This is a genomic window from Sinorhizobium alkalisoli (genome assembly GCF_008932245.1).
Taxonomy (GTDB): Bacteria; Pseudomonadota; Alphaproteobacteria; order Rhizobiales; family Rhizobiaceae; genus Sinorhizobium; species Sinorhizobium alkalisoli.
On sequence record NZ_CP034911.1, the window covers coordinates 25,869 to 47,417 of the forward strand.

At 57.5% G+C, this 21,549-nt stretch carries 19 protein-coding genes and 4 pseudogenes; 7 read left to right on the top strand and 16 right to left on the bottom strand.

Going from position 1 to position 21,549, the window contains the following annotated elements:
- Positions 1–126: 126 nt before the first annotated feature.
- From EKH55_RS27170 to EKH55_RS27205, 9 genes are all read right to left on the bottom strand, one after another.
- Complete coding sequence (locus EKH55_RS27170) at positions 127–1,332, bottom strand: hypothetical protein (RefSeq protein ID WP_069457976.1); 1,206 nt, start codon at positions 1,330–1,332, stop codon at positions 127–129.
- Positions 1,329–2,063: an SDR family oxidoreductase gene (locus EKH55_RS27175; protein ID WP_069457977.1), complete on the bottom strand. Its 735-nt coding sequence runs from the start codon at positions 2,061–2,063 to the stop codon at positions 1,329–1,331. The genes EKH55_RS27170 and EKH55_RS27175 overlap by 4 nt, the downstream gene beginning before the upstream one ends.
- Positions 2,063–3,388 carry an FAD-binding oxidoreductase gene (locus EKH55_RS27180; RefSeq protein ID WP_069457978.1) on the bottom strand — a complete coding sequence of 442 codons (1,326 nt, stop codon included), beginning with the start codon at positions 3,386–3,388 and terminating at the stop codon, positions 2,063–2,065. The genes EKH55_RS27175 and EKH55_RS27180 overlap by 1 nt, the downstream gene beginning before the upstream one ends.
- Complete coding sequence (locus EKH55_RS27185) at positions 3,385–3,807, bottom strand: GtrA family protein (protein WP_165614706.1); 423 nt, start codon at positions 3,805–3,807, stop codon at positions 3,385–3,387. The genes EKH55_RS27180 and EKH55_RS27185 overlap by 4 nt, the downstream gene beginning before the upstream one ends.
- Positions 3,804–4,967: a UbiA family prenyltransferase gene (locus EKH55_RS27190; protein WP_069457979.1), complete on the bottom strand. Its 1,164-nt coding sequence runs from the start codon at positions 4,965–4,967 to the stop codon at positions 3,804–3,806. Before EKH55_RS27190 ends, EKH55_RS27185 begins: the two co-directional genes overlap by 4 nt.
- A gap of 449 nt (positions 4,968–5,416) precedes the next feature.
- Positions 5,417–5,599: a transposase gene (locus EKH55_RS30380; protein WP_069457980.1), complete on the bottom strand. Its 183-nt coding sequence runs from the start codon at positions 5,597–5,599 to the stop codon at positions 5,417–5,419.
- Between the two features lie 266 nt (positions 5,600–5,865).
- Positions 5,866–6,051: a transposase gene (locus tag EKH55_RS30385; RefSeq protein WP_165614707.1), complete on the bottom strand. Its 186-nt coding sequence runs from the start codon at positions 6,049–6,051 to the stop codon at positions 5,866–5,868.
- 399 nt (positions 6,052–6,450) lie between these two features.
- Positions 6,451–8,439 carry an acyltransferase family protein gene (locus tag EKH55_RS27200; RefSeq protein WP_151613981.1) on the bottom strand — a complete coding sequence of 663 codons (1,989 nt, stop codon included), beginning with the start codon at positions 8,437–8,439 and terminating at the stop codon, positions 6,451–6,453.
- Between the two features lie 93 nt (positions 8,440–8,532).
- On the bottom strand, positions 8,533–9,456 hold the full coding sequence (locus tag EKH55_RS27205) for a LysR family transcriptional regulator (protein ID WP_069458005.1): 924 nt from the start codon (positions 9,454–9,456) through the stop codon (positions 8,533–8,535).
- Between EKH55_RS27205 and EKH55_RS30195 the strand changes: the two genes are divergently transcribed.
- Both EKH55_RS30195 and EKH55_RS27220 read left to right on the top strand, forming a co-directional pair.
- The gene (locus EKH55_RS30195) at positions 9,446–9,952 is read left to right on the top strand and encodes a GntR family transcriptional regulator (RefSeq protein ID WP_342585790.1); all 507 of its coding nucleotides are present in this window, start codon (positions 9,446–9,448) and stop codon (positions 9,950–9,952) included. The genes EKH55_RS27205 and EKH55_RS30195 overlap by 11 nt on opposite strands.
- Positions 9,953–10,607: 655 nt before the next feature.
- A pseudogene (locus tag EKH55_RS27220) lies at positions 10,608–11,251 on the top strand (IS21 family transposase); the annotation flags it as partial.
- Between the two features lie 67 nt (positions 11,252–11,318).
- On the opposite strand, the gene EKH55_RS27225 reads toward EKH55_RS27220, so the two are convergent.
- The 3 genes from EKH55_RS27225 to EKH55_RS29875 all read right to left on the bottom strand — a co-directional run bounded on the left by EKH55_RS27225 (position 11,319) and on the right by EKH55_RS29875 (position 12,521).
- Positions 11,319–12,023, bottom strand: a complete 705-nt coding sequence (locus tag EKH55_RS27225; RefSeq protein ID WP_245314572.1) for a tyrosine-type recombinase/integrase — start codon at positions 12,021–12,023, stop codon at positions 11,319–11,321.
- Between the two features lie 139 nt (positions 12,024–12,162).
- Complete coding sequence (locus tag EKH55_RS29870; RefSeq protein ID WP_245314573.1) at positions 12,163–12,303, bottom strand: hypothetical protein; 141 nt, start codon at positions 12,301–12,303, stop codon at positions 12,163–12,165.
- On the bottom strand, positions 12,300–12,521 hold the full coding sequence (locus EKH55_RS29875; RefSeq protein WP_245314574.1) for a site-specific integrase: 222 nt from the start codon (positions 12,519–12,521) through the stop codon (positions 12,300–12,302). The genes EKH55_RS29870 and EKH55_RS29875 overlap by 4 nt, the downstream gene beginning before the upstream one ends.
- Positions 12,522–12,718: 197 nt before the next feature.
- On the opposite strand from EKH55_RS29875, the gene EKH55_RS29880 reads away from it, so the two are divergent.
- Entirely contained in the window at positions 12,719–13,168 is a 450-nt protein-coding gene (locus tag EKH55_RS29880; protein ID WP_246232037.1) for a hypothetical protein, read from the top strand.
- A gap of 150 nt (positions 13,169–13,318) precedes the next feature.
- Here the strand turns inward: EKH55_RS29880 and EKH55_RS29885 are convergent, their stop codons facing one another.
- From EKH55_RS29885 to EKH55_RS30395, 3 genes and pseudogenes are all read right to left on the bottom strand, one after another.
- Positions 13,319–13,426, bottom strand: coding sequence for a hypothetical protein (locus EKH55_RS29885; RefSeq protein WP_245314577.1), 108 nt, complete (start codon positions 13,424–13,426; stop codon positions 13,319–13,321).
- Between the two features lie 86 nt (positions 13,427–13,512).
- Positions 13,513–13,974, bottom strand: a pseudogene (locus EKH55_RS30390) (tyrosine-type recombinase/integrase); the annotation flags it as partial.
- On the bottom strand, positions 13,958–14,254 hold the full coding sequence (locus EKH55_RS30395; protein ID WP_425353227.1) for a site-specific integrase: 297 nt from the start codon (positions 14,252–14,254) through the stop codon (positions 13,958–13,960). The pseudogene EKH55_RS30390 and the gene EKH55_RS30395, both read right to left, overlap by 17 nt.
- 1,323 nt (positions 14,255–15,577) lie before the next feature.
- Here EKH55_RS30395 and EKH55_RS27240 point away from each other — a divergent pair.
- Together EKH55_RS27240 and EKH55_RS27245 are read left to right on the top strand one after the other, a co-directional pair.
- Positions 15,578–16,933 (top strand): aspartate ammonia-lyase, encoded by a 1,356-nt coding sequence (locus EKH55_RS27240; protein WP_246232039.1) that lies wholly within the window; start codon positions 15,578–15,580, stop codon positions 16,931–16,933.
- Positions 16,934–17,859: 926 nt separating this feature from the next.
- Positions 17,860–18,840: an acyltransferase family protein gene (locus EKH55_RS27245; RefSeq protein ID WP_069457985.1), complete on the top strand. Its 981-nt coding sequence runs from the start codon at positions 17,860–17,862 to the stop codon at positions 18,838–18,840.
- Positions 18,841–18,858: 18 nt separating this feature from the next.
- On the opposite strand, the pseudogene EKH55_RS29900 reads toward EKH55_RS27245, so the two are convergent.
- Positions 18,859–18,979: pseudogene (locus EKH55_RS29900) on the bottom strand (UDP-glucose 4-epimerase GalE); the annotation flags it as partial.
- 673 nt (positions 18,980–19,652) lie between these two features.
- Here EKH55_RS29900 and EKH55_RS29905 point away from each other — a divergent pair.
- Positions 19,653–20,047, top strand: a pseudogene (locus tag EKH55_RS29905) (IS110 family transposase); the annotation flags it as partial.
- A gap of 661 nt (positions 20,048–20,708) precedes the next feature.
- Positions 20,709–21,239, top strand: coding sequence for a GH12 family glycosyl hydrolase domain-containing protein (locus EKH55_RS27260; protein ID WP_245314581.1), 531 nt, complete (start codon positions 20,709–20,711; stop codon positions 21,237–21,239).
- The last annotated feature ends 310 nt before the right edge of the window (positions 21,240–21,549 follow it).

The window sequence follows — 21,549 nt, forward strand, 5'->3', positions numbered from 1 at the left end:
ATTAGCTGTCACGGCGGCAAAACGTGACGGCGACATACGGCAACAAAAGCCTCTCCATTCGCCCAAGCTGCGGTCCCCGACAAAAGATGGCCCAACTCATCAACGCCGAGGCGTCAAAGCCACAAGTTACTCCAAATGAACTTCTAGTGGCTCAATTAGTCTCCTGGACGTCGCCAGAACGATCCATATTCCCAAGACAACCAAGGCTATAGTGGGATGTCCATAGTCGGGAAACTGAGCAAAGAAGCCTGAGATGTCATTATTCAGCCCTTCGGAGATCGGCTGTTCATACTTGTGGAGCATATGATTTGTGAGCAGCCAGCCAAAACAGGCAAGAACAAACGACGTCAGGCTTGACACCCTGAAGCACTTTATCAACAAAGGTACATAAAAGGGGAGAAAACTATAAAATATCCTGGTCACGTCCGATCCGCCACCTATTGACAAAAATCCGGAGTATACTGATGCGACGATGGAAAATATCACGGTGTCGTCCGATTTAATGTGGTCAAATGTCCGCTTATCCAAAACAACGTACAGCGGACCGAGAGTAAGCGATATAGCAGCGAACGAGCCTAAGACATGAGCGGGCTCAGATAGAAAGCGATAGAACCAAAAGAGTGCGGTAATGAGTTGCGATTGGGATTTGCAATCAGATACCAAAAGCATCAGTTCTTTTAGAGCATACCCAGAGATGATAATAGATATAGATGTCACCCAAGCGGCGCTGCTTCTCTGTGCATTTTTGATATAAAAACCTACCAGCAGTGGCAGAAGATAAAAACTAGCTTCCCTGAATGGAATTCCTGCCAAGCATATAATACTTGCGAGAAGATAGTTCTTCTTTATGATGAAGATCAGACAAATCGAAAGGACAAGGAGAAACGGGGGGTCCATGTAAGCCGGATAGAAGCTTGTAAATTTAACCGGCGCAAAATACAGGAAGGACGACGCCGCAATCACTGCCGTCAAGCCTTTTATGCTCCCATGCCAGAGTGAGTGTGTTGCAAGAAGCAACGTGGCGGAGAACAATCCCGAGGCAACCAAGTTGAACTCATAAAAGCCGAAGCGATTATGAAAAATGTTCACGAGGATCCAAGGTGTCCCAACGCGAGCACAATATGGAAAGGCTATGCGCGACCGCAAGCTACCCTCAGCAGCTAAGAACCGAAGAAGTCTGTCATAGTATACTGCATCCCACTCCGAGCCATTCGATATCCGGAACGGTTCTTGAGCAATGAAAATCCATATCACGCCGAACATTCCAGCAATGATGAAAGATCCAGCAATAAAGTATTCTATTTGCTTTGTTGTTGGAACGAAGCGGATCACATCCTTACCCTCTTGAAAAGCCGCTCCGGGATAAGTCTGATGATCAGCATGATCATACGCCAGACTGGACGAACGTAGATAACGTTCTTCTTTCGCTCGACGGCGACGACGATGCTTTCGGCAACCTCGCTCGGTTGCGCCGTGAGCCTTGCTGGTAGATTCATGCCTTCACTCATCTTGGTCGCGACATAACCCGGTAGCACAGTCACAACATGTACGCCGCGTTTCGCCAAACGACTGCGAAGCCCGGAGAGAAAGGCAGTGAAGCCCGCCTTCGCGGAGCCGTAGACGTAGTTGGTCGCGCGTCCGCGCGCTCCCGCGACCGAACTGAGGCCAACCAGAGTGCCGGATCCGCGTTCTTCGAACCGGTTGGCCAACAATGCCAGGATATTGGCAGGCCCTTCGTAGTTGCTACGCATGATGCAACTGGCGAGGAGCTGATCGCGCTCGCTTCGTTCCTGGCTCCCCATCAAGCCGACGACGCTTACGGCGACCTCGGGCAACTCGGGCAACATCGCCAGGAACTGGGCGTGAGTTTCCGTCAGAAGTGCATCAAATTCGTGTAGGGTTACTGGGACTCCATATCGTAGCTGCAAATTAGTCTTTTCAGCATCGAGTGTTTCTGATTGGCGCGCGGCTAATTGGATCGGGTGGCCCAGCGCTGCAAACTTGTGCGCCACGGCGTTGCCTACATCCGAACGTGCGCCCAAGATAAGAACGGACGGCTTCATCACAGCACAAGTCTTTCCGCTTGCGCCGATTGGAACGAGCTTTTCCAGCCGCTTTTCGCCCTCATTCGAACGAAGCTTGCAACCCGGCCATCGGAGGCACGTAGCGTTTCAGCAGACATGCGGCTGTCCTTTGCGAGATAAAAGCGCCCGCCGTGCTCGATTGTAATTCGGTCAAGGTTTGCCAATAGATGGGAGGTTTTGGTCGTGATGGGAAAATCAAGAGCAAGGGAGTAGCCTTCCATTGGGAATGAAAAGCGGCTCTCCTGCGGACCGAACCGCTTGAGAACGGCCAAGAACGATCCAGCGCCCGCCTTGGCGACTGTCTGCAGCAAGGCCGAGAGCCCTTCTTCCGAGCGCTTTATGGGAATGGCGCACTGGAACTGGGCGAACCCCTTGCGCCCGTAGATCCGATGCCAGTCGGCAACTGCGTCGAGGGGATAGAAGTAGCTATCCCAGTCAACGAGTTGCTGACCTCGATTCCAAACGCCAATTCGATAGTATAGCGCGTTGAAGGCCCGAAGACTAAATCGATTGAGAGCAAAGCATGGAAAATTGAACGGAACCGAAAGTTTCCGTTTTGCCGGAGTAGCGAAAGGGTGCAGAGATCGATATGTTGGAAGATCAGAGGCGTTCGCGTGATCTCCCAGGAAGACAAGGGAGCGTCCCAAGTTTTCCCCCGTCGCAAGGCAGTCAATCCACGCCACTGAATAAGTCGAATCTTGAGCTCGTTCTAGAGCCGTCATCGCTGATTTGAGGTTCGGCGCGGGTATTGTTGTCTGGCGGATCCATCCGGTTTCGACTGCGCGCAATCGGACCGCCGCCCGCAAAATGATTCCAGTCAGCCCCATGCCGCCGAGAGTGTGCTCAAAGAGCTCTACGTGGCTTTTGCTTGAGCAGCGCTGGATTGAGCCATCAGGCCCCATTACATCGATCCAGTCCACGCATCCCCGAAAACTTCCATGCTTGCGATGGTTCTTGCCATGAACGTCGGCGGCTATCATGCCGCCCAACGTCACGAACTTCGTGCCCGGCGTGACCATCGGGAACCAACCTCGGGGCAGGAAAGCCGCGATGATGTCGCAAAGAACAACTCCAGCTTCCGCGATCAACTGTCCCGTTTTCGGATCAAAGGCCAACATTCGGTTCAAACGCCGCATATCAATTGTTGCAGATGAATTGATGGCGCTGTCCCCATAGGCCCTACCGCAGCCGCGCGCGATCACACTCGGCTTTGAAGCTAACAGCTTCTGGAGAGCTTCGAGGTCACGAGGCACATAGACTTGCGCGTTCACGAGCGGAGACCTTCCCCAACCCGAGAGCTTCATGGAGCAATCCTCACTCGGTGACCTGCAAACACGAAGCGTTTATCTAGGCGGTACTTGACCAGATAGCCGATTGTCAGACCAATGGCAGCACCCAAGTCACGCATCAGCTCAGTTCTCCAGACCCACCAGCAAGCCGCCTCAGCACTCCAGAAAATGATTGTGGTGAGGGCGCCCACTGCCGTATAGAGTGAGAACTTCCACCCATCGTTTTTGAGGCCGATTTCCTGATCGTCGAAAATCCAAAACTTGTCGAGCACGTATTTGATCATCAGCCCGGCAATGGTGCCTACGCTCATGGCAAGCACAAAAATGGCGCTCGTATTCCCGAACTGAAGGACGGAATGTTGCATGGTGACATTGACCACCATTGCGATGGCGGCGAATGCCGCATAGCGTAACGCTAGACCTTGCCGTTTCACCTCAGCACTCCGCCTGCAACGAAGACCAGAATGATCGCTAGGCATACCTGGCTGGTCCGATCCTTCGCGGCGTAGATCACCGGGTCGTCATGCATGTTGCCGCGGTGCGACACCATCACTGTGCGGGTGATCCAATAGAGCAGGATTGCGCAGACGCCCCACAGCATTTGAGGATGGGGATAGAGCTCCATTACGACAGGCGAATTCACATAATATGTCATCACCAGCACAGATACGTACCCCGCCCCAACCGCGATCATGGAGATGATTGGCAGGTCGTTGACGTGGTAACCTCGACCCGTAGCCTGCAGACTGCCACGCTCGGCGCCGTCAACCAATTCACTTTGTCGCTTCACCGCGGCTAACGACAGAAAAAAGAACACTGAAAAGGCAATGAGCAAGACCGATAACGGAGTTGATGTCGCGATTCCACCGGCAACGATGCGAATGGTGTAGAGACCTGCGAGAATACAGATATCGATGACAATGCGTCGTTTCAAATGCAGGGAATAGGCCGTGGTCACAAGGAAATAGCCCGCCACCGCCAGGAAAAAGCCCCAGCCGATGAACATTGCTATCAGTCCGCCTGGAAGAATGAGCCCCGCTGCCATCCAGGTTCCGTGTGCGGTGGGGATGCTATGTGAGGCAAACGGGCGGTACCGCTTGCGCGGATGCGCCCGATCTGCGCAGACATCAAGGAGATCGTTCATGACATAAACGCTAGAAGCCACCAAGCTGAAGCAGACGAACGCTTCCAGTGATAAGAGGAGCGTCGGCCAATCGAGTTTATGTGCAGCGAGGGCCGGCAAGAACACCAATACATTCTTCAGCCATTGGTGCGGCCGAAATGCATTGACGTAGTGCTTGAAGGACCTCGCTTCAGCTATAGGCGTTTCCGACACTGTCTGGCCACCCCCGCAATGGGTATCGGCGAACCCATCGCAGGCATCAGACTTACCGTCGAGCGTTGCGGCAACATCATTTGCCCGGGCGTGCTCAAAACCATAGGGCGCGACCGTAAACACCAGCGGCCGAACTGTTCTCTTGAATACCGTGGAGTTAAATGCGTGGTGGGTGATGCGGGGCTCGAACCCGATGGTCCCAGTGTCACCTGGACTCGGGTGTACATGAGCCTTCTCGTCTTTGCTGCCGCCACTCATAGTATCCTCTCACTTTGAGCCAAAATGGCATCAAGCTGGCCTGCAAAAAAACATCCAGTTGAGCACCATAGAAATGGTCCAGTCGGAAGGCCGATCCGAACTCAGTATCTGCCTGGTTGCGATGAGACCAACTGGTTCGACGGAGCGGCCTCACCACATTAGAAGCTTCTGCTATGCAAGATTGAACAGAATCAGGAAAATTGATTGTTTGGATGGTTGGCATTCACACTATGGATACAAGCGAATTGTTTTCAGCACGGAACTAGCAGTTGAAGGAAGCGAAAATGGCCGGCGACCGAAACCACTGGACTACTTGATCTGGCGGATCTTCGGATTGATCAGTTCGGTAACCAGCCAGCGGGGCCGGAAGTTCTAAGAGTATGCTCAATCAATAGTTATCCTTTCTGGGCTCGCGCGATTTGCTCTTGCCGTTTGCCGGATTGATGCGATCAAGAGCCAAGCCTCCGATGAGGCGATTGACGCTTCCCAGTCCTAGTCGAGCCGCAGGCATGGCCCAGCCATGCGAAAGTCCGCTCCACGATCCAGCGCTTGGGCAAAACGGCGAACTCCTTGGCCTTGTCTGAGCGCTTCACGATTTCCAGGACCAAGCCTTCGATGGGGCAGCGCTGCATAGTGCTGTCGGCAAAGAGCTTTTCCGCCGTGGAAAGCTCGTTGTGGCAATCTCGATCGGGCCGAGTGCGCCGTCGGGGTCCTGAACGCTCGCCTCGGGCACGATCCCCCTCGAGTATGTTGGCCGCCGTATCGGTGACGAGTGGCGCTTGCGCCCCTTGATCTTCTTGCCTGCATCAAGGCCGCGCGTGCCGCCGCCAATCGCCTTCACCGAGCGGCTGTCGATAATGCCGGCGTCGGCTCGAATTTCCAGCCCTCAAGCAAGCGGCTAGAGAGCTAGCGACAGCCGGTGACACGTTGACCGACGCGAGCAGACCCGCAGTCGCGGCCAGCGGTAGAAACGGCGCTGCACCGTCGTAAACGGCGGAAAATCCCTGGGCAGAAGCCGCCATTGATAGCCCGACGCGGCAAGACACTGAATTGCATTCCATATCGTGCGCAAATCGTCGGACACATAGACGTCCGACCTTGCAGCAGCGCGCCAGAAAAGACGCGACAATCGCCATGCCCCCGGGTTGCAGTCACTTGCACGACATAGTTCGGGCTTGTCTTATGAGGGAGAGTGGTTTCGGGTCCAGGGCATCCGATTCTCCGCAGTCTTTGCTAACCGCAGCGAATTCCCACCAGCCGAAATCACTCACTTTGATTTTCGGTCAGGCTCTAACGATCCAATGGATACTTCCACTTCACTCTCAAAGCACAGCGACCCGGCGGGAAGGGTGTGCAGAGTAGCCGGAGCCCGATGTTGCCTGATCTACGACCGCCTCATCCGCACCGGGAGCAGGAACAGCGCAACAACGGCGGCCAGCACCCGCGCCAAAAATTCTCGACCGCAGCCTGCGTGTCCCCTGCCTCAGTTGGTCGGTGTGCCGGCATTCATAGTTCCAAAGAGCGCCCGCTGAAGCGGCGCGGCAAGCGTCGCCGCAAAAGGGGTCGCGATGTGGTGGCGGTCGCGGAAAGTCAGCTTGCCGCCAATCATGGCGGGGCAGGTCGTTCTGTTGCAGAATAGGTCGGTGATGTCGACGTAAGAGGCATTCCCGATATCCGAAATGGCCTTCCTTTCCGCGTCCGGGATCGTCTCTTCCATCGCCCCGCTGCGCGGCGTGTCACAGGTCTCGGGTGCCCTTTTTTGCCAGAGCGCGCGCGCGACGCATTTGTCGAGATAGGCCTTGTGCACGGGCCCATCCCGGAGCACGGCGATCTTTGTGACAACGCTTCCCAGGGCGTCCACGGTCCTGCGGAGCCCCCGAGCCCATGTGGCGGCGTCGATCTGGTGGGCAGATATGACGTTGACGTCATTCTTGACGTAGGCCGAGGAATATTCCGAAATGATCACCATGTCGGGCTTGCGTGTGGCAATCTCGCGCATCGCGAGCTGCCGCCATCGATCGCATTCCTCGTAATTTCGCATGAGCATCGAATTCCAGATCGTGATGTCCGCCGCCGGGCAGGAAGATTTCAGATAGGTGACGAGCTGCCACTGGTTACTTTTGGCGATGCTGATCAGCGGCGTCGACCAGTGGTCGGCATGTGAATCCCCGAAGAGAACGATCGTCTTGCCGGGGTTTTTGGCGCCGAATTCACAGGGTTTGGGCTGCACCTGTTGGGCGTTGAGAAGACAGCCATCGTCGAACTGCCGGGCGGACGAATCGCGCTCAGCGCTTCGGAGGATAAGATTCTGCTGGGGATCGATGTTGTAATTGGCCACCCGCGCGCTTCCATAGGCTGCCGCTGCGCCACACGCGGTCAGAAGCGCGGCAAAACCGAGGGAGCGGCTCGTCCTTGCCAACAGCCAGGGATTCCTCCGCATCGGGTTTTCGACGAAGCGGTAGCTGAAGACTGAGAGGCCTAGGATCAGCGCGAGGCACAGGAACCGTTCGAAGATAGTGAGCTCGGGTTTCAAGATGCTGGAATAGACGATCACCGGCCAATGCCAGAGGTAAAGCGAATAGGATATCCGTCCGAGCCACTGCAGCGGCGGTAGCGAAAGAAGGACTTGCGGTCCCGCCGGTCCCGGCCGTGTGCCGCTGAGAAGCACCATCACTGTGCCGGCCACCGGAACCAGAGCAGTCAGTCCTGGAAAGGGCACGTCCTCTGACATGCCGAGATAGGCCGTCACGATCAGGCCGATTCCGGTCCAGCCAAAGACGGGCGTCAGCCGAAAGCGCTTGGCCGCTTCCTTGGAGATCATCGAGGCGAGTCCTCCGCAGGCGAACTCCCACGCCCTGAACGGTGCAAAGTAAAATGCCCACGGTTGGGATATGGCGGTATAGCGCCAGCAGAAGGCGAAGGAGATGACGCCCACTAGCGCCATTGGGAGGAAAAGCCCGTATCTGCCGGGGCGGAGCCGTGCAAAAAGCAGCAGCAGGACCGGCCAGACGAGATAGAATTGCTCCTCAATCGAGAGCGACCAGAAATGGATGAACGGATTGTTAAACGCGTCCGGGGCGAAATAGTCGGCGGCCCAGCTGATAAGCCACATATTAATCATATAGGCGGACGCGTAGAACGACTCCTTGGAATAGAGCTGCTGCTCGGGCGGAGAAAGAATGAAGTAGCCGAAGAAGAGCGTCGCCAGGATGACGAAACAGGATGCAGGAAGAAGCCGGCGAGCTCGTCGCGCGTAAAACCGCAGGAAGTCGAGCGAGCCGGTTCGCTCGATTTCCAGGTGGATGTGCCTGGTGATGAGATAGCCAGATATGACGAAGAAGATATCGACACCGACAAAGCCGCCGGGCACACTGGTCACGCCAAAGTGAAATGCGATTACTCCCGAAACGGCAAGGGCACGCAGCCCCTCGATATCCATTCGGAAATGATGTGGTTCAGTTCGTGCAGCCATATCGAAACTTCAATGCCCTATGTTGCGGTCTCACCGCATCAGTACCGTCGAAAAAGTACAGATTTTGATGGCAGCATGTGAAAGCAGGCTCTCCTATGCATTATGCGGTACCGCCATGCGTGACGCCTCCTCGATCAATATCTGGCGCATCCAGATACTGGCCGGATCACCGTTATGAAGTGCGGGCCACTGAACTGCTTCCGTGAAAGCAGGAAGCGGCAGCGGAAGATTCATGAGCCGCAAGGGTATCGTTTTCTCAAAATACTTGACCAATCGTAAGGGCATAGTGGCGATGCGATTTGTGCCGCTCAGCACCTGTGGTATCAAGCTAAGACCTTGTACGACCACTTCGACGCGTCTCTTGATCCCATGTTCGAGCAAGTACCATTCTTCGATCGAAGGCCTCGACGAACGCCCGTACATAACTGCGACGTGTCCCATCGACATGTATTGCTTGAAAGTGAGCTCCCGCGGTGCCGCGTTGTTGGTTGGACAACTCACGCATACGAGTTTCTCGTCGAAAAGCTTCGCGGTGGGATGCGAGTTCGCCATAAACAGATCCGGTAGCAGGAGAAAATCAACTTCACCGCGCCGGAGGAGTTCGTTCGGGTCACTTTCGAGAGACAGAAGCTCGAAACTGACGGCAGGTGCTTCCCGGGCAACGCGGGCGATGACCCTATCAAGAAAAACAAGCGTCATGAAATCCGAAAGAAGGATCCTGAACCGACGGTCGGATTGAGCTGGGTTGAATGGCTCCCAAGAAATAATTGAGCATCGAATTTTCAGGAGAACGTCGCGCACCGCCGGGGCGAGTCCTTCGGCTCGCGGTGTGAGGCAAAGTTCACGACCGTTCATCGTGAACAGGTCATCGCGAAAATATTCTCTTAGCCGGCCCACGGCCGCGCTCATGGCGGGCTGACTGAGATTGATGTTGCGTGCCGCCACCGTAAGATTCCGTTCGGTCATCAGCGCGTCGAGTGCGACGAGAAGATTTAGATCAAGGCCTTTGAATCGCACGTTTGAAACCATCCATGCTGTGGATCTTTTTTCGGCTACCAATTTCGTGGAGATGCCATCGACCGCAACCGCTGTTGGCCAGCGCTCCGAACACGGCCGAAACAAGCGATGCGACGACCACGGCTCCCGCTACAAAGGCATGGTGGATGCCGGCCCTCAGTGCACGTCGATCGTATCCCCTCTGCTTTGGCCCAGATTGGCATCATACTGGCCGGTAAGAAACATCCAGTTCGGCGGAAAGAAGGTAGTCCAGTCGGAAAAGCAAGTGGCGACCGGGCGCGCGCCCAAGATGGGTGCGCGCCGGACTTATGAAGCGATCAAGCATCAGATTCTCCGTCGCGTCTACGAAGCGGGAAGCCAGCTGCCATCCTCACGCAGCCTGGCGAATGGACTGCATGTGTCCCGGACAACGGTCACGGTCGTCTATGAACAACTTGCCGCTGAAGGTGCTTCTTGGAACTGCACCAGGGCGCGTGTCCACGCGGTCACGGCGTAGCAGCTGCGACAGCGCCTGCGAGACATCAAGGCTGCCGCTCTCGCGTTTGATATGCTCACGGCGCGCTTGGTAACACTCCATGTTCATACGCTCAATTCTGGGTACAGGCGCTCTTCACCTCTGGTCGCTCGATCACACCCCCCGTGATCTCCCGCACCTGCAGCTCGCTGATGAGGTCCAGGCGCCTCTGCATCCACTGTCATCCACTGGAAACGGTCTGATCCCGATCGGCCACACGCTGCATGATCGCCGACCTCGGTCAGACGCTCGCCGTCGCCGAGTCGAGCAGGGGAATATAGCCATCCCTGTTACGGAGTAGCAGTCGACGCCATCGAATGTGTTGATCTGCAGATCAAGATGCACGGGCGTAAAGGCTAGTCCGGCTTCGGTAAGGACAGTATGCGAGGCAAGCGAGCAAACGCCGGGGGAACCGCGAAATAATAGTTGCGCTGATAGAGCACGAGAATGTTTCCGTTAAGGCATAGTTATAAATTCCGAGGCAATCCGCCCCCCAATTCCGAGAATTAGTCGCCCCCTTGTTCCGAGATGATGCCGCCCCCTTCGGAAGGGATGTGGCTTGGGTGCTCTGCCGGTGTGACGTTCCTTCCGTCGATGGTGACGAGGAAGGAACGGGATGCCTGCGGAGAGACTGGAGATGCGGCGTGTCCGCGAGATACTGAGATATCGGGCAGAGCAAGGACTTGGCCACAAATCGATTGCGGTTCGGGTCGGGGCAGCGCCGTCGACGGTGCGCGAGACGCTACGGTGGGCGACGGCTGCGGGGCTTTCGTGGCCGTTGGATGACGCCGTGAGCGATGCCGTCCTGGAAGCGGCGCTCTACAAGGCGGCAGGGACGAAGACGGGTCATCGCCGGGCCCCCGAGCCGGACTGGGCCCGAGGTCCATCGCGAACTCAAGCGCAGGCATGTGACGCTGCAAATTCTCTGGGACGAATATATCTGCCGTCATCCCGACGGTTATCGCTGCAGCCGGTATTGTGACCTTTATCGCGGCTGGGCGCTGAAGCTGCTGGTGACGATGCGGCAGGAGCACGCCGCCGGCGACAAGCTGTTCGTCGACTATGCCGGCGACACGGTCACGGGGGTCGTTGATCGGCTGTCGGGCAAGAGGCGGCAAGCACACCTGTTCGTGGCCGTACAGCCTGTCTTATGCGCAGGCGCGCTGGACAGAGACACTACCCGACTGGGTCGAATGCCATGTTCAGGCGCTGGAGTTCTTCGGCGGTTCGCCGGCGCTTCTGGTTCCCGATTACGTGTCCGGACACGTAATCGGGCTTTGTCCCGAACGGTTATGTGCCCCGCAGCTTGCTGAACCAAGTGTTCTTGACGACACGGGGCACATAACGATCAGAGGTCGGCGAGCCATTCGAGAAGTTTCGGTTCGCTCTGCCAGACTGGCTTTCGGGGAGGTCCCACCGAAGAATTAGCAATCACCTGACAGGCATCAAGCGCCTCCTGCTTCATCCTGATGCTAATCTCGGCATATCGATTGGTCGTATCCAGGCTGACGTGGCCAAGCCAACCTCTTATGACGTTCACGTCGACGCCGGACTCGAGCAGGTGAACGGCCGTCGTGTGTCTCCAAACATGTGGAGATATGGACCTCTGTCCGTTGCCGATGCGAATGTTCCAACCATGACGCCGGACAAGCTTGTACAGGCCGAATCGCGTCAGCGGCTTGCCGACGTTGCTGAGGCACACGGGACTATCTGGCATGGCTGGCTGGCGTCGGTCGCGCAGCATCTCGCCAAGCAGGCGGGCAGTCTCCGGCCATAGTGGGCAGGTCCGCCACTTATCGCCCTTGCCGTGCAGGTTCACCCGCGGTGAAGAGTTCAAAACCAACTGATCGACGCTCAGTCCGATGACTTCCGTTGCGCGGGCGCCCGTATTGTACAGAAACATGAGCAGCGCAGTGTCGCGGATGGACAGCTTCCCGCCGCGCGGCAATTTGTCGAAAAGACGTTCGAGCTCGTCGCGTTCGAGATAATAGGTGGCTGTCGGCTGCGTGCGCTTCCTTGGGATGGCGGCGACGCGTTCGGCCTCCGGCAGCACCATCGGTTCCCGACCCCCGGCATAGGCGAAGAAGGGTTGTGTAACATCGCGAGCCGGTGGTTCCGTGCTCGGATGCCGTTGCCGCGCTCTGCTTCAAGATGGGCGAGAAAGGCTCGCGCGTTGTCGGCGCTGAGGTCGCTCAGCCTGAGCTTGCTAATCGGGCGTCGATTAACAACCGGATTCCGTCGCAGTAGCTCCGGATCGAAGTGGATGCCAGGCCCTTCTCGGCCTTGAGATGATGCTCGAAGAACTGATAGACGAGGTTGCCGACGGACCTCATGGCCGTCCTCCACGCGAGAGCGGCGCCGCAAAGCGTTCGAAGCGCTGGCCGGCGGCTTCAAGGAGATCGGCGGTAATGCTGAGATAGACGGCCGTGGAAGCGGGATTCACATGTCCCATGAAGGTCGACAGCTTGACCAGTTTGTCGGTGGGATTTTGTCCGTCACGATACCATCGCAGAAGCCGCCCGACAGCAAAGCTGTGTCGCAGATCATGCACGTGGGCCGGCGTTCCTCCCCGGCGGGATGGGGATCTCCAACTGGTCGGCCAGCAAACGGAAAATGATGCTGATCGTGCCGGGATTCACTGCCCGACCCCGCAGGAAGGAAAACAACGGTGTGTCGGAGGTAACCGAAACGAGGTGCTGTGAGCGCAGCGCCATGAACGCGTAAAGGCGCTGTGCCAGCTGCGGCCCCATGGGAATGAGCCTTGACTTAGAAAACTTCGTCTCGCGGATAGTCAGGAATGTTGCGATCCCGATCGACATCCCGCCAGCGCAGACGCGCAACCTCGCCGACACGGAGGCCAAGCCCGAACAGCAGGCTGAAGATGGTGGCGTAGGCGGGACCGCGAAGCGGGGCGTTATTCTGATTCGGGAGTTCGGCGGCGCGCTCGATGAGCTGTTGAGCAGTCCGAAGATCCAGGATGCAGGGGGGTCTCGGATTGCCTCGGCGGCGCGGCTTCATCGTGACCGGAGAGCGATCGATGACGTCATGTTCGACCATCCACTCGAACAGGCGGCCGACGACACCGACAAGATGGTTGAAGCTTCTCGGACGGGGCTCGCGGACGGCTCAGGAAAAAAGGCATCGAGGAGCACCGGGGTGATTTGGGTCATGCTTGTCACCCCTCGAGCGTTCAGATAGCCGTCGAGCATCCGCAGCACTTTGTCTTCAACATCGTAGCGCCGGTTGAGCGCGCGCTTGTGGCAAACGAACGCGACAATGTGGGGCGCGATCGGACTTGAAGGCTCGGGAAGACGGGCTCTCATTGCGGGTCCTCCCCATCACCAAGAGCTACTTCACGCAAGCATCGACTTGGACCTTGGCGTAGATCATGGTTGAGGAAGCAGCCCGATGGCCGACATAGTCGCCGATGGTCTTGAGCGAAAATCCCGTGTCCACCAGGCGCTGGACGCAGGCATGCCGGAGAGTGTGTGATCCCGGACGGCTAACATCCCGGCGCGATGAAGGTACTTGCTGGCAGTGGCCGACACCGCAGAGTGCGTGAGTGGTGATTGTGGCGGCAAGTGCCGCCAGAAAAGCAATCGGCTTTGAACGTCGGGCCGCCCGTTCCTGAGGTAACCCACGATCGCCTCACCAACGACGGGGGCCAGCGGATAGGTTGTGCTGTGCTCGGCCTTACGCCCGCGCACATGCAGCCGATCGCGCTTCCAGTCGATATCGTCGAGCGTCACTAGCGCGACTTCACGGGAGCGCAGCCCATAAACGGCCATCAGCAGCAGCATGGCGTAGTCGCGCCGGGCAACCACGGTGCGGCGGTCCACCTGATCAAGCATGTCCTGGACTGAACCCCAACTAATCCATCGAGGGATATCTGCCAGCCGATAACGCTGAGGTATCTCGACGAGCTTGCTGATGTCACGCTGAAGAATGCGTTCCCGATGCAGATATCGAAGGAACACGCGCAGGATGCTAGCGAGACTGATCATTGCGGTACGGCCGAAATGCGAGGCCTGTGTGGTGATGAAGGCCGTCACCACCGGCAATAAGCGACTTCGGATCACATCCCATATCGGCGAGATGCCGTTCAAAGACGCGCAGGTAATGCCGGTAATGCGCGATGGAGCTTTGCCGCAACCCTCGCTCATCGCGGAGATAATCGAAGAAGCCTGGAACCTGGACCGCAAATGGATCGGGCAGCGAAGATCTGGTGCCGTCGGCGCCTGCTTGCCATACGACCAGGCTGAAGAAATGCCGCATGACCCCCATGACAAAATTGCGGTCGCGTCGACGTGCATCAGCCGATCGATCGGGATGGCGAGTTGACAACCAATCAGCAATGAACGGCTCGATAAGCCTTTCTGCCTGCTCGATCCGTTCGACATTGTGGCTGGCAGTGAATACCGCGAACTTCACGAGGATGGGAACGCGGCGATAGATGCTTCGAGGCGATATATGCACGTTCGCATAAAGCCTTCACATATTGCTCGATCTGCAGTCCAAGCCAGCAATCCATAATCCGATCGACCGTCTGCGGCTTGACGAAAAAGAGTACGAAAAAGAGTTCCAACATGGCAACCTCCGTTCTGAACCAGGAACGGTGGGAGGGTGCGCTCGAAGTTCTCTCGCGAGATGTGCCGCCATAGAGAATCAGGTCGTTCACGGAACTTACGCCCGCCGGCAACCTGTTGAGGCTCCACATCTAACAGATTCTTTGTAACGCGATTCGGACCGATATTGCGGTGCAACATCATTGATCTGGTCAGGTCATATCGATGGCTGCAGGCTCCCTTCAACGAGAAAAAGCGCGCGCTCGTGACGCATTATCGAAGAAGCCATTTCATGAGCTGCAAGCAACTTCGACGTAGCCGAGTGTCGGGGCCGCGTCGATATAGGCGGCGCTGTCAAGCATTGTCGCGAGGCAATGGGATATTGTGTCGAGAACCTCTCCTTGACCTGCGGTCTCACTGGCGCCGAGCCGACCTCAACCCCGAAAACATACTCAAGCTCACATCAAGATGGCTGATGAGCCTGAGCCGACGCCACTCTGCGAATCACCTGGTGCGCTTTGGCTGCAGCGACGGCCGTGAGGCAAACTTCGTCGAGAAATCATTAGAAAGTGCCGATAGGACGCTCGCAAGGTGCAAGTCAACCAATTGAAAACTTGGCATTAGTGCGGCGATTGTCCTGCGGTGCGGCCTCTTCACCGACGGCCACTTTGCGACAATATGGAGATTCCGGTTGTAGCATCGTTTCGTCGGGACGACCCCTCCCTTCGATCTCTTGATGCTGGCAATGCAGATGGCTGGGCCAAGGCTGTCCTCTTCTAAGTTCAATTCGCTTCAGTCAAGTCGGGTCATGAAGCCGAAGGAGCAGACCTGTCGCTGTCGCAGTACCCGTCCAATAATGCCAACTCTTTGTGATTGGCACGGGACTTGCAATGTATTGCATTAGGCGAGTCGCGGCTCCGACTAGGACAATGATAATCGCGAAGAGCGCCGGCAACATCATGGCCCATGGATAGCGCGATCGGACTTGGGGGAGCCCATGCCAAACACGAGAACAGATGCAGACAGCCTCGGCTCCCGAGAATTGCCGGCAGGAGCGCTATACGGGGTAGCCACGCTTCGGGGCCACGAAAACTTCGACATCTCATTTCACAAGCTCGGCGACGCGCCAGAGCTTCTCAAGGCGCTTGCACGCATCAAGCATGCAGCAGCAGCAGCCAACCGCGATATCCGCGTCCTCCCGGCCGGTATCGCGAACGCCATTATCGCGGCGTCCGTCGAGATCGAAAACGGCCGTCACACCGATCAGTTCATCGTCGATTTGCTGGAAGGCTCGGGTGGAACCTCCATCAACATGAACGTCAATGAAGTGATCGCGAACCGCGCGCTCCAGATCCTGAACGAGCAGCCGGGTGCATATAGCCGTATCCATCCGAACGATCACGTCAATACCGGCCAATCGACCAACGACGTCTTACCCGCAGCCGTCAAGCTGGCAGTCTACGACAAGTCTCTGTCCCTCATTGAGGCTCTGAAGCATCTAACAGAAGCTCTTGAAGAGCGGTCCATCGCCTTCAAGGATGTTTTGCGGATCGGCAGGACTTGCATGCAGGCGGCACAGCCCATGCGCCTCGGTCAAGCGTTTTCCGGTTATGCTGCGGCCATTCGTCGGCTCGTTGAGAAGCTGGTTTCCGCTCGTGATGATATGCTCGTCCTGCCCTTGGGCGGAACGGCCATCGGAACCGGACTGGGCTCCGCTCCGGGTTACCGGAGCGCCGTTTATCGCCATCTGAAAGAAATCGTCGGGGCAGATGTCCGCCCGGGCGCGAACATGTTCGATGCCATGCAGAATGCCGACGCGTTCGCCCGCGTCTCCTCGGAGATACGCATCTCCGCCGAGGTCATCGGCAAGATCGCATCCGATCTCATCATTCTTGCGTCTGGCCTGAACAGCGGCGTCGCCGAGTTGCGACTCCCGTCGGTTCAGCCCGGTTCCTCCATTATGCCGGGCAAGATCAACCCGGTCCTACCGATGATGATGCAGCAGGTAGCCTTCGCCGTTGTCGGCAACGATGCCGCCGTATCCCTGGCCTCGCGGCAGGGACAGCTCGAAATTAATCACTTCGAACCGATCATCGCCTCACGCTTGTTCGACTCGATTGAGCTCCTTGCGAAATCCACGCGCATTTTTGCCGATAAATGCATCGCCGGCATCGAGGCCGACCGTGAGCAGTCCTTCAGGAACCTGATGCAATCGTCGGCGCTTGCCACCGCCTTAGTGCCGAAGCTCGGTTACGCCGAGGCATCGAAGCTCGTGCAGGCTTCCGCCGCGGAACGGCGCCCATTCATGCAAGTAGCCATAGAACGTGGTCTTCTGACCCACGACGAAGTCCTCGAGGTTGTTCGCGAAAGTGCCGATCATCGCGAGGAGATCGCATGAGCCATTATTCCGCCCCTTCCATTCTACGCCATGGCCTCACCAGCAACCGGACTGGCCGCGCGCCCGGCGCGATCCGCACCGAAACCAGCTTACGGGTCGTCATTCGGCGCGGGCGATCACGTATTGTCGATGCTTCGATGGCGGAGCAGTTGACCGCTCTGTGCAAAGCTGGCGCCCGACCGCAAAAGGTCGGTCGCAAGGCTGTGGCGGAAAAGATGGCGCCGTCCTGCGGAATGCCGCGCCGCTTATCCCGCGCCTCGGTCGTCGCGGCACGGTAGTCACGGTTCGTCACGACCCACAGTCGCACCTTGAATGTCAAAAGCCGGTTAGCTTTACGATGGATGCCACTTGGCAATTCCCCTCACCATCGCCATGGAAATTCCGCGCGCATCTAGCTCGGAAGCCTGGATCCAGAACTACCCTGCGCGGCCGCAGGGACCCTCATCCAGCGGTGCGAGGCCGATGAATGAAGCTGTGCCATCCCGTCAGCCCGTAGCGGACCTTGGGTTTCTTATCCGCGGAGGATGGCAGCACCGCGAACGCTGGCTTCCGTGCTACCTTGTCCGGGCACGCGAGGGCGAGCACCTGATGCCGGAAGCCGGAAGCCCGACGTATATCAACATCCGCGGAGTGCCTTATAGGGCCGAGTTGCTGGAAGCAGACGGCGGCTCACGGGTTCGTAGGCCTGCTCCCAGAGCGCGGAGTTATCGATAAGGAAGTTGCACGCGGGCTGACTGGGCTCACTACCGAAAAGCTCACTTTGATGTTGGCCTTCGCAGCCTTGCCGTCGCGGCCATGGCTGTTTCGGCCACCACCCGGAACAAGGACTGCTAAATGCCGATGAAGTTTTGGGTGAAGTTGCCGACTGGCTGGATCAACGCTGGTGGACTGAAGGCTCTCCGGTGACGTCACGGTCAGAGGGGGCGATGAGAACGATCCGGGCGATTCAGTATCTTCGGGCGGCGGCGGCGCTCGCTGTCGTGATCTTTCACGCCGCCGAGAAGACCGGCCACGATTTTACCATCGGAGCGGCCGGCGTCGACGTCTTCTTCGTCATTAGCGGCTTCATCATGTGGGTGATCAACGACCGGCGGCCGGTGACCCCCGCGAAATTCATCGCCAATCGCCTCCGCCACATAGTTCCGATCTACTGGTTTTCGACGGCCGTCATGATTGCCGGCGGGCTCGCCGGCCTGTTTCCCAACCTGGTGCTGACTCTCGACCACGTTCTGGCATCCCTGGTCTTCATTCCGGTCCGCTCGCCAAGCAGCGGGGAGATATGGCCGGTGCTCGTGCAGGGCTGGACGCTAAATTTCGAGATGCTCTTCTACGCCGTGTTCGCGGCCTCCCCGCTGCTGCCGCGCCAATGGCGCCTCCTGGCCAATACGAGCCTCTTCGTGGCGCTGGTCACGCTCGGGTTGGTTGCTCGCAGCGAAAATGCTCTCTGGCTGACCCATACACGGCCGATGATACTCGAGTTCGTCGCCGGTATGATCCTCGCGGAGTTCTGGCTTCGGGGGAAGGTTCCCGGGGCGGCGATAGGTTCTTCATTGATTGCCTGCTCGCTCGGCGGCTTCGCCCTGATCGGTGGCCTCCATCTTCCCTTCGATGAACGCTCGACAGGGCCGCTCGCCGTCCTCCTGCTTCTTGGAGCGCTGTCGCTCAAGGCAAGCGGACGGGTCCCGATGCTGAACCTGCCGGCCCTGCTCGGCGATGCTTCCTATTCAGTCTACCTATGGCACGCCTTCGCGATCTCGGGTCGTCGCCAAGCCCGGCGGCATTTGGGCATCCTAGCGGGGATCTCGTTGCTCATGGCGATCGTGTCGGGCACGATCGCCCGTATCTCAGCCTACGTGTTTCTCGAGCTCCCGCTGCTGCAGCGTGGACGGAGTGCCGCCGCCCAATAGGCCGAGCCTGCCGGTTGCTCAGCCGTTTCGGCGCGAATGCCAGTTCCAGGCGGACTCGGTGATCGGATCGTATTGCGGCTCCCAGCCCCGAGCACTTGCCGAACTTGTCGTTGTTGGCGACGAGCGTCGTCGAGGGGCCGTTTCCAGGCGGTCGAGATCGTCGGCGGTTAGCTGATGATTGATGCAATTGAAATTTGCGTGCCGCCCTCCTCACGGTAGAGCCGTTCCATCCAGCCGTGAAGGTTCGGATGCTTGCGCCAGTAGTGGAGCGCTGTGGCCTCTTCGACCTCAAAGTCGACCGGCGCGGCAGGCGATTCGCGAAGCGTGCAGGCGCATGTCGAGCCCCATGATTTTCTCCTTTCGTTGCTCTGTCCCAAAGACGCGGCGTGAAAGGCTGGGCGGCATCGGCCGCCGCCCTTGACGGCAAGGCGCCGTCCGGCAGAAGCGCGCGAAACCGAAGGGGACGGCAACGCAAGGAGCCTGAAACTGACCTCATCGTGCACCAACGGATCCAATCACGCTCAGGGACAGGATGAGCGGCCCAGGCGGTCCCGAGCAACGGTTCCACCCGCACCCGGATCTCACTCCCCTCACCTAGACCTAGGCGTCGTGCTGCATCGCAGCAATGCGTAGAAACCACGGCTGGGAGGCAGTCCATTACGCCAGCGGCTGGCCGAAATCTGAATAGGGGCACACGATGAAGCCGCTTCTTCGTGCTACAGATCACGCACTCTCCTCTGGGCACTCATGCGGCAACGGCTACAGTCGGCTTGAAGGTAGCTGGTATAGCCGTGTTGCACGGCCGTCGCACATCCATTGCCATGCCGCGCCGTCATAGTCGCCCGAAAACGGATCGGATCGACGGCGAGACATTGATACGCGCTTTAGTGGCTTGGAAACGCGGTAAGCCGCGTGCCTGTTCGATGGTCAACTTCTTACCCCCCAATAAGGAATACATCCGTCGGCTCGGGCGAAAGCGGAAGACCCTGATTGCTGAACGTGTTTTCCACGTCAATCGCATAAAGGTGCTGCTCTTCATCAAAGCGTTCGAGAGTACGAGCCTTTGCGTCGTGATCGTCGAAAACGCTTGGAGGAGCTTCGAACTGGGGGCGGCAGGATAGTGTCGAAGCACCTCAGAGCCGAAATCTGCCGAGAACGGATCGCCTCGAATTGTTGCACACAGATCAATGCTGTGGAAGGGGAACGAGCGGCGGCACCGGCTTCTAAACTGTTTAATCGGCGCTTCCTCAGTGGATGGGAGACGGATAATGACAGGATTCGGCCGGCTGGCGAATGCGCGAGCGGACCAGTCTCCCAGGTCCCGGGCTGAATCGAATATTGGCTCTCGAAAGAATTGCTCGGCGTTCAGTTCGGTCATGCAGGGTCGGCGCTCTGAAAATCGAGACTCAGGAAGGTCCTCCGCTCAATGGCCGCCTTCCGCCAGCGGTTGCCCCGACGCCACACTTCAGAGATCGCTCCGTTATCCGTTAGTTGAATGGTGACAAGCAAAAACTCAATTTCCTAGTGCCCAGAAAAGTGAGTATCAATGTCAGTGTCGTCGCACAGGCGCCAGATCTTTGTTCTCGTAACAGAAGGAGAGCCTTATGTCTTCCAATCGGATAGATGGTACCGGGTCCTTGCCCTCCCCGCTGAGGTATGTCGACACACAGGATGATAAACTATTCAGGCAAGCTGTGAATGAAACCAAATCACCGACTGACGCGCTTCTAGCGACGAACGCTCCGATTTGGAGCTCGAGCGCTCCATACGCAAGCTTTTCACACGGTAGCCATTCTTGGAACAACGACATATATGGTAAGGGCGCTGGGCCTCAGACGATTTCAGTTCATGCAGACAACCAGTGGAGCGTGTGGTCGAACCAGCCTAATACTGATGGCATCAAGAGCTACCCCCATCAGGAAGTCGATATTGGGAAACCGCTCAGCTCAATCAACAGTCTGACGTCGAGCTTCAATCAGGAAGTTCCTGCTGGCGGCGCCTGGAACACCGCCTACGACATCTGGGACAGCTCACATCAGAATGAGATAATGCTCTGGACAAACTATACCGGACATCCGGACGGCAGCGGCAATGTCAAGCCCATCTCAAAACATTATGACGCTTCCGGGGCGGCGGTTCCGATCTACCGCAATGTCAATGTAGGCGGAGCGAGTTGGAACGTGTTCGAAGGCTATAATGGTCACAAGGTCATCTCACTGCTGCTCACTTCCAAGACCGATACCGGGACGGTGGACATAAAGAGTATCCTAGATTGGCTCAAGTCGAAGGGCCATCTTGGCGACATAAACGTCGGCAGCGTTCAATACGGCGTCGAGATTACCTCGTCCCCAGGCGGGATGAAATTCAACTTCAAGAACTGCTCCGTGAGCTCGACGTGACATACGGCCGCAGAGCCAGCTCCTCATTATTTCTGAAGGGAGTCCGAAGTCGAGTTCGCAAGGCCCCACCCGGGAAAGGAGGTGCACACGACACTCTCTCTATCACGGGACGTGTTGGTGAAGCAGGGCAATCACGCTGAGAGGAGAGGAAATGGCGATTGACGCCGTGGTTGCCATCCAGGTGTATTCTCACATGTCGTCGATGGAGGCAGCGCCGTGAGAGGAGCGGCTGACCGAGGGGGCGAACAGCCGACGTGGTTGCGCAGCGGATCAGCGGCGAACATACTTCTCTCGCGCCCGTTTCTGATGT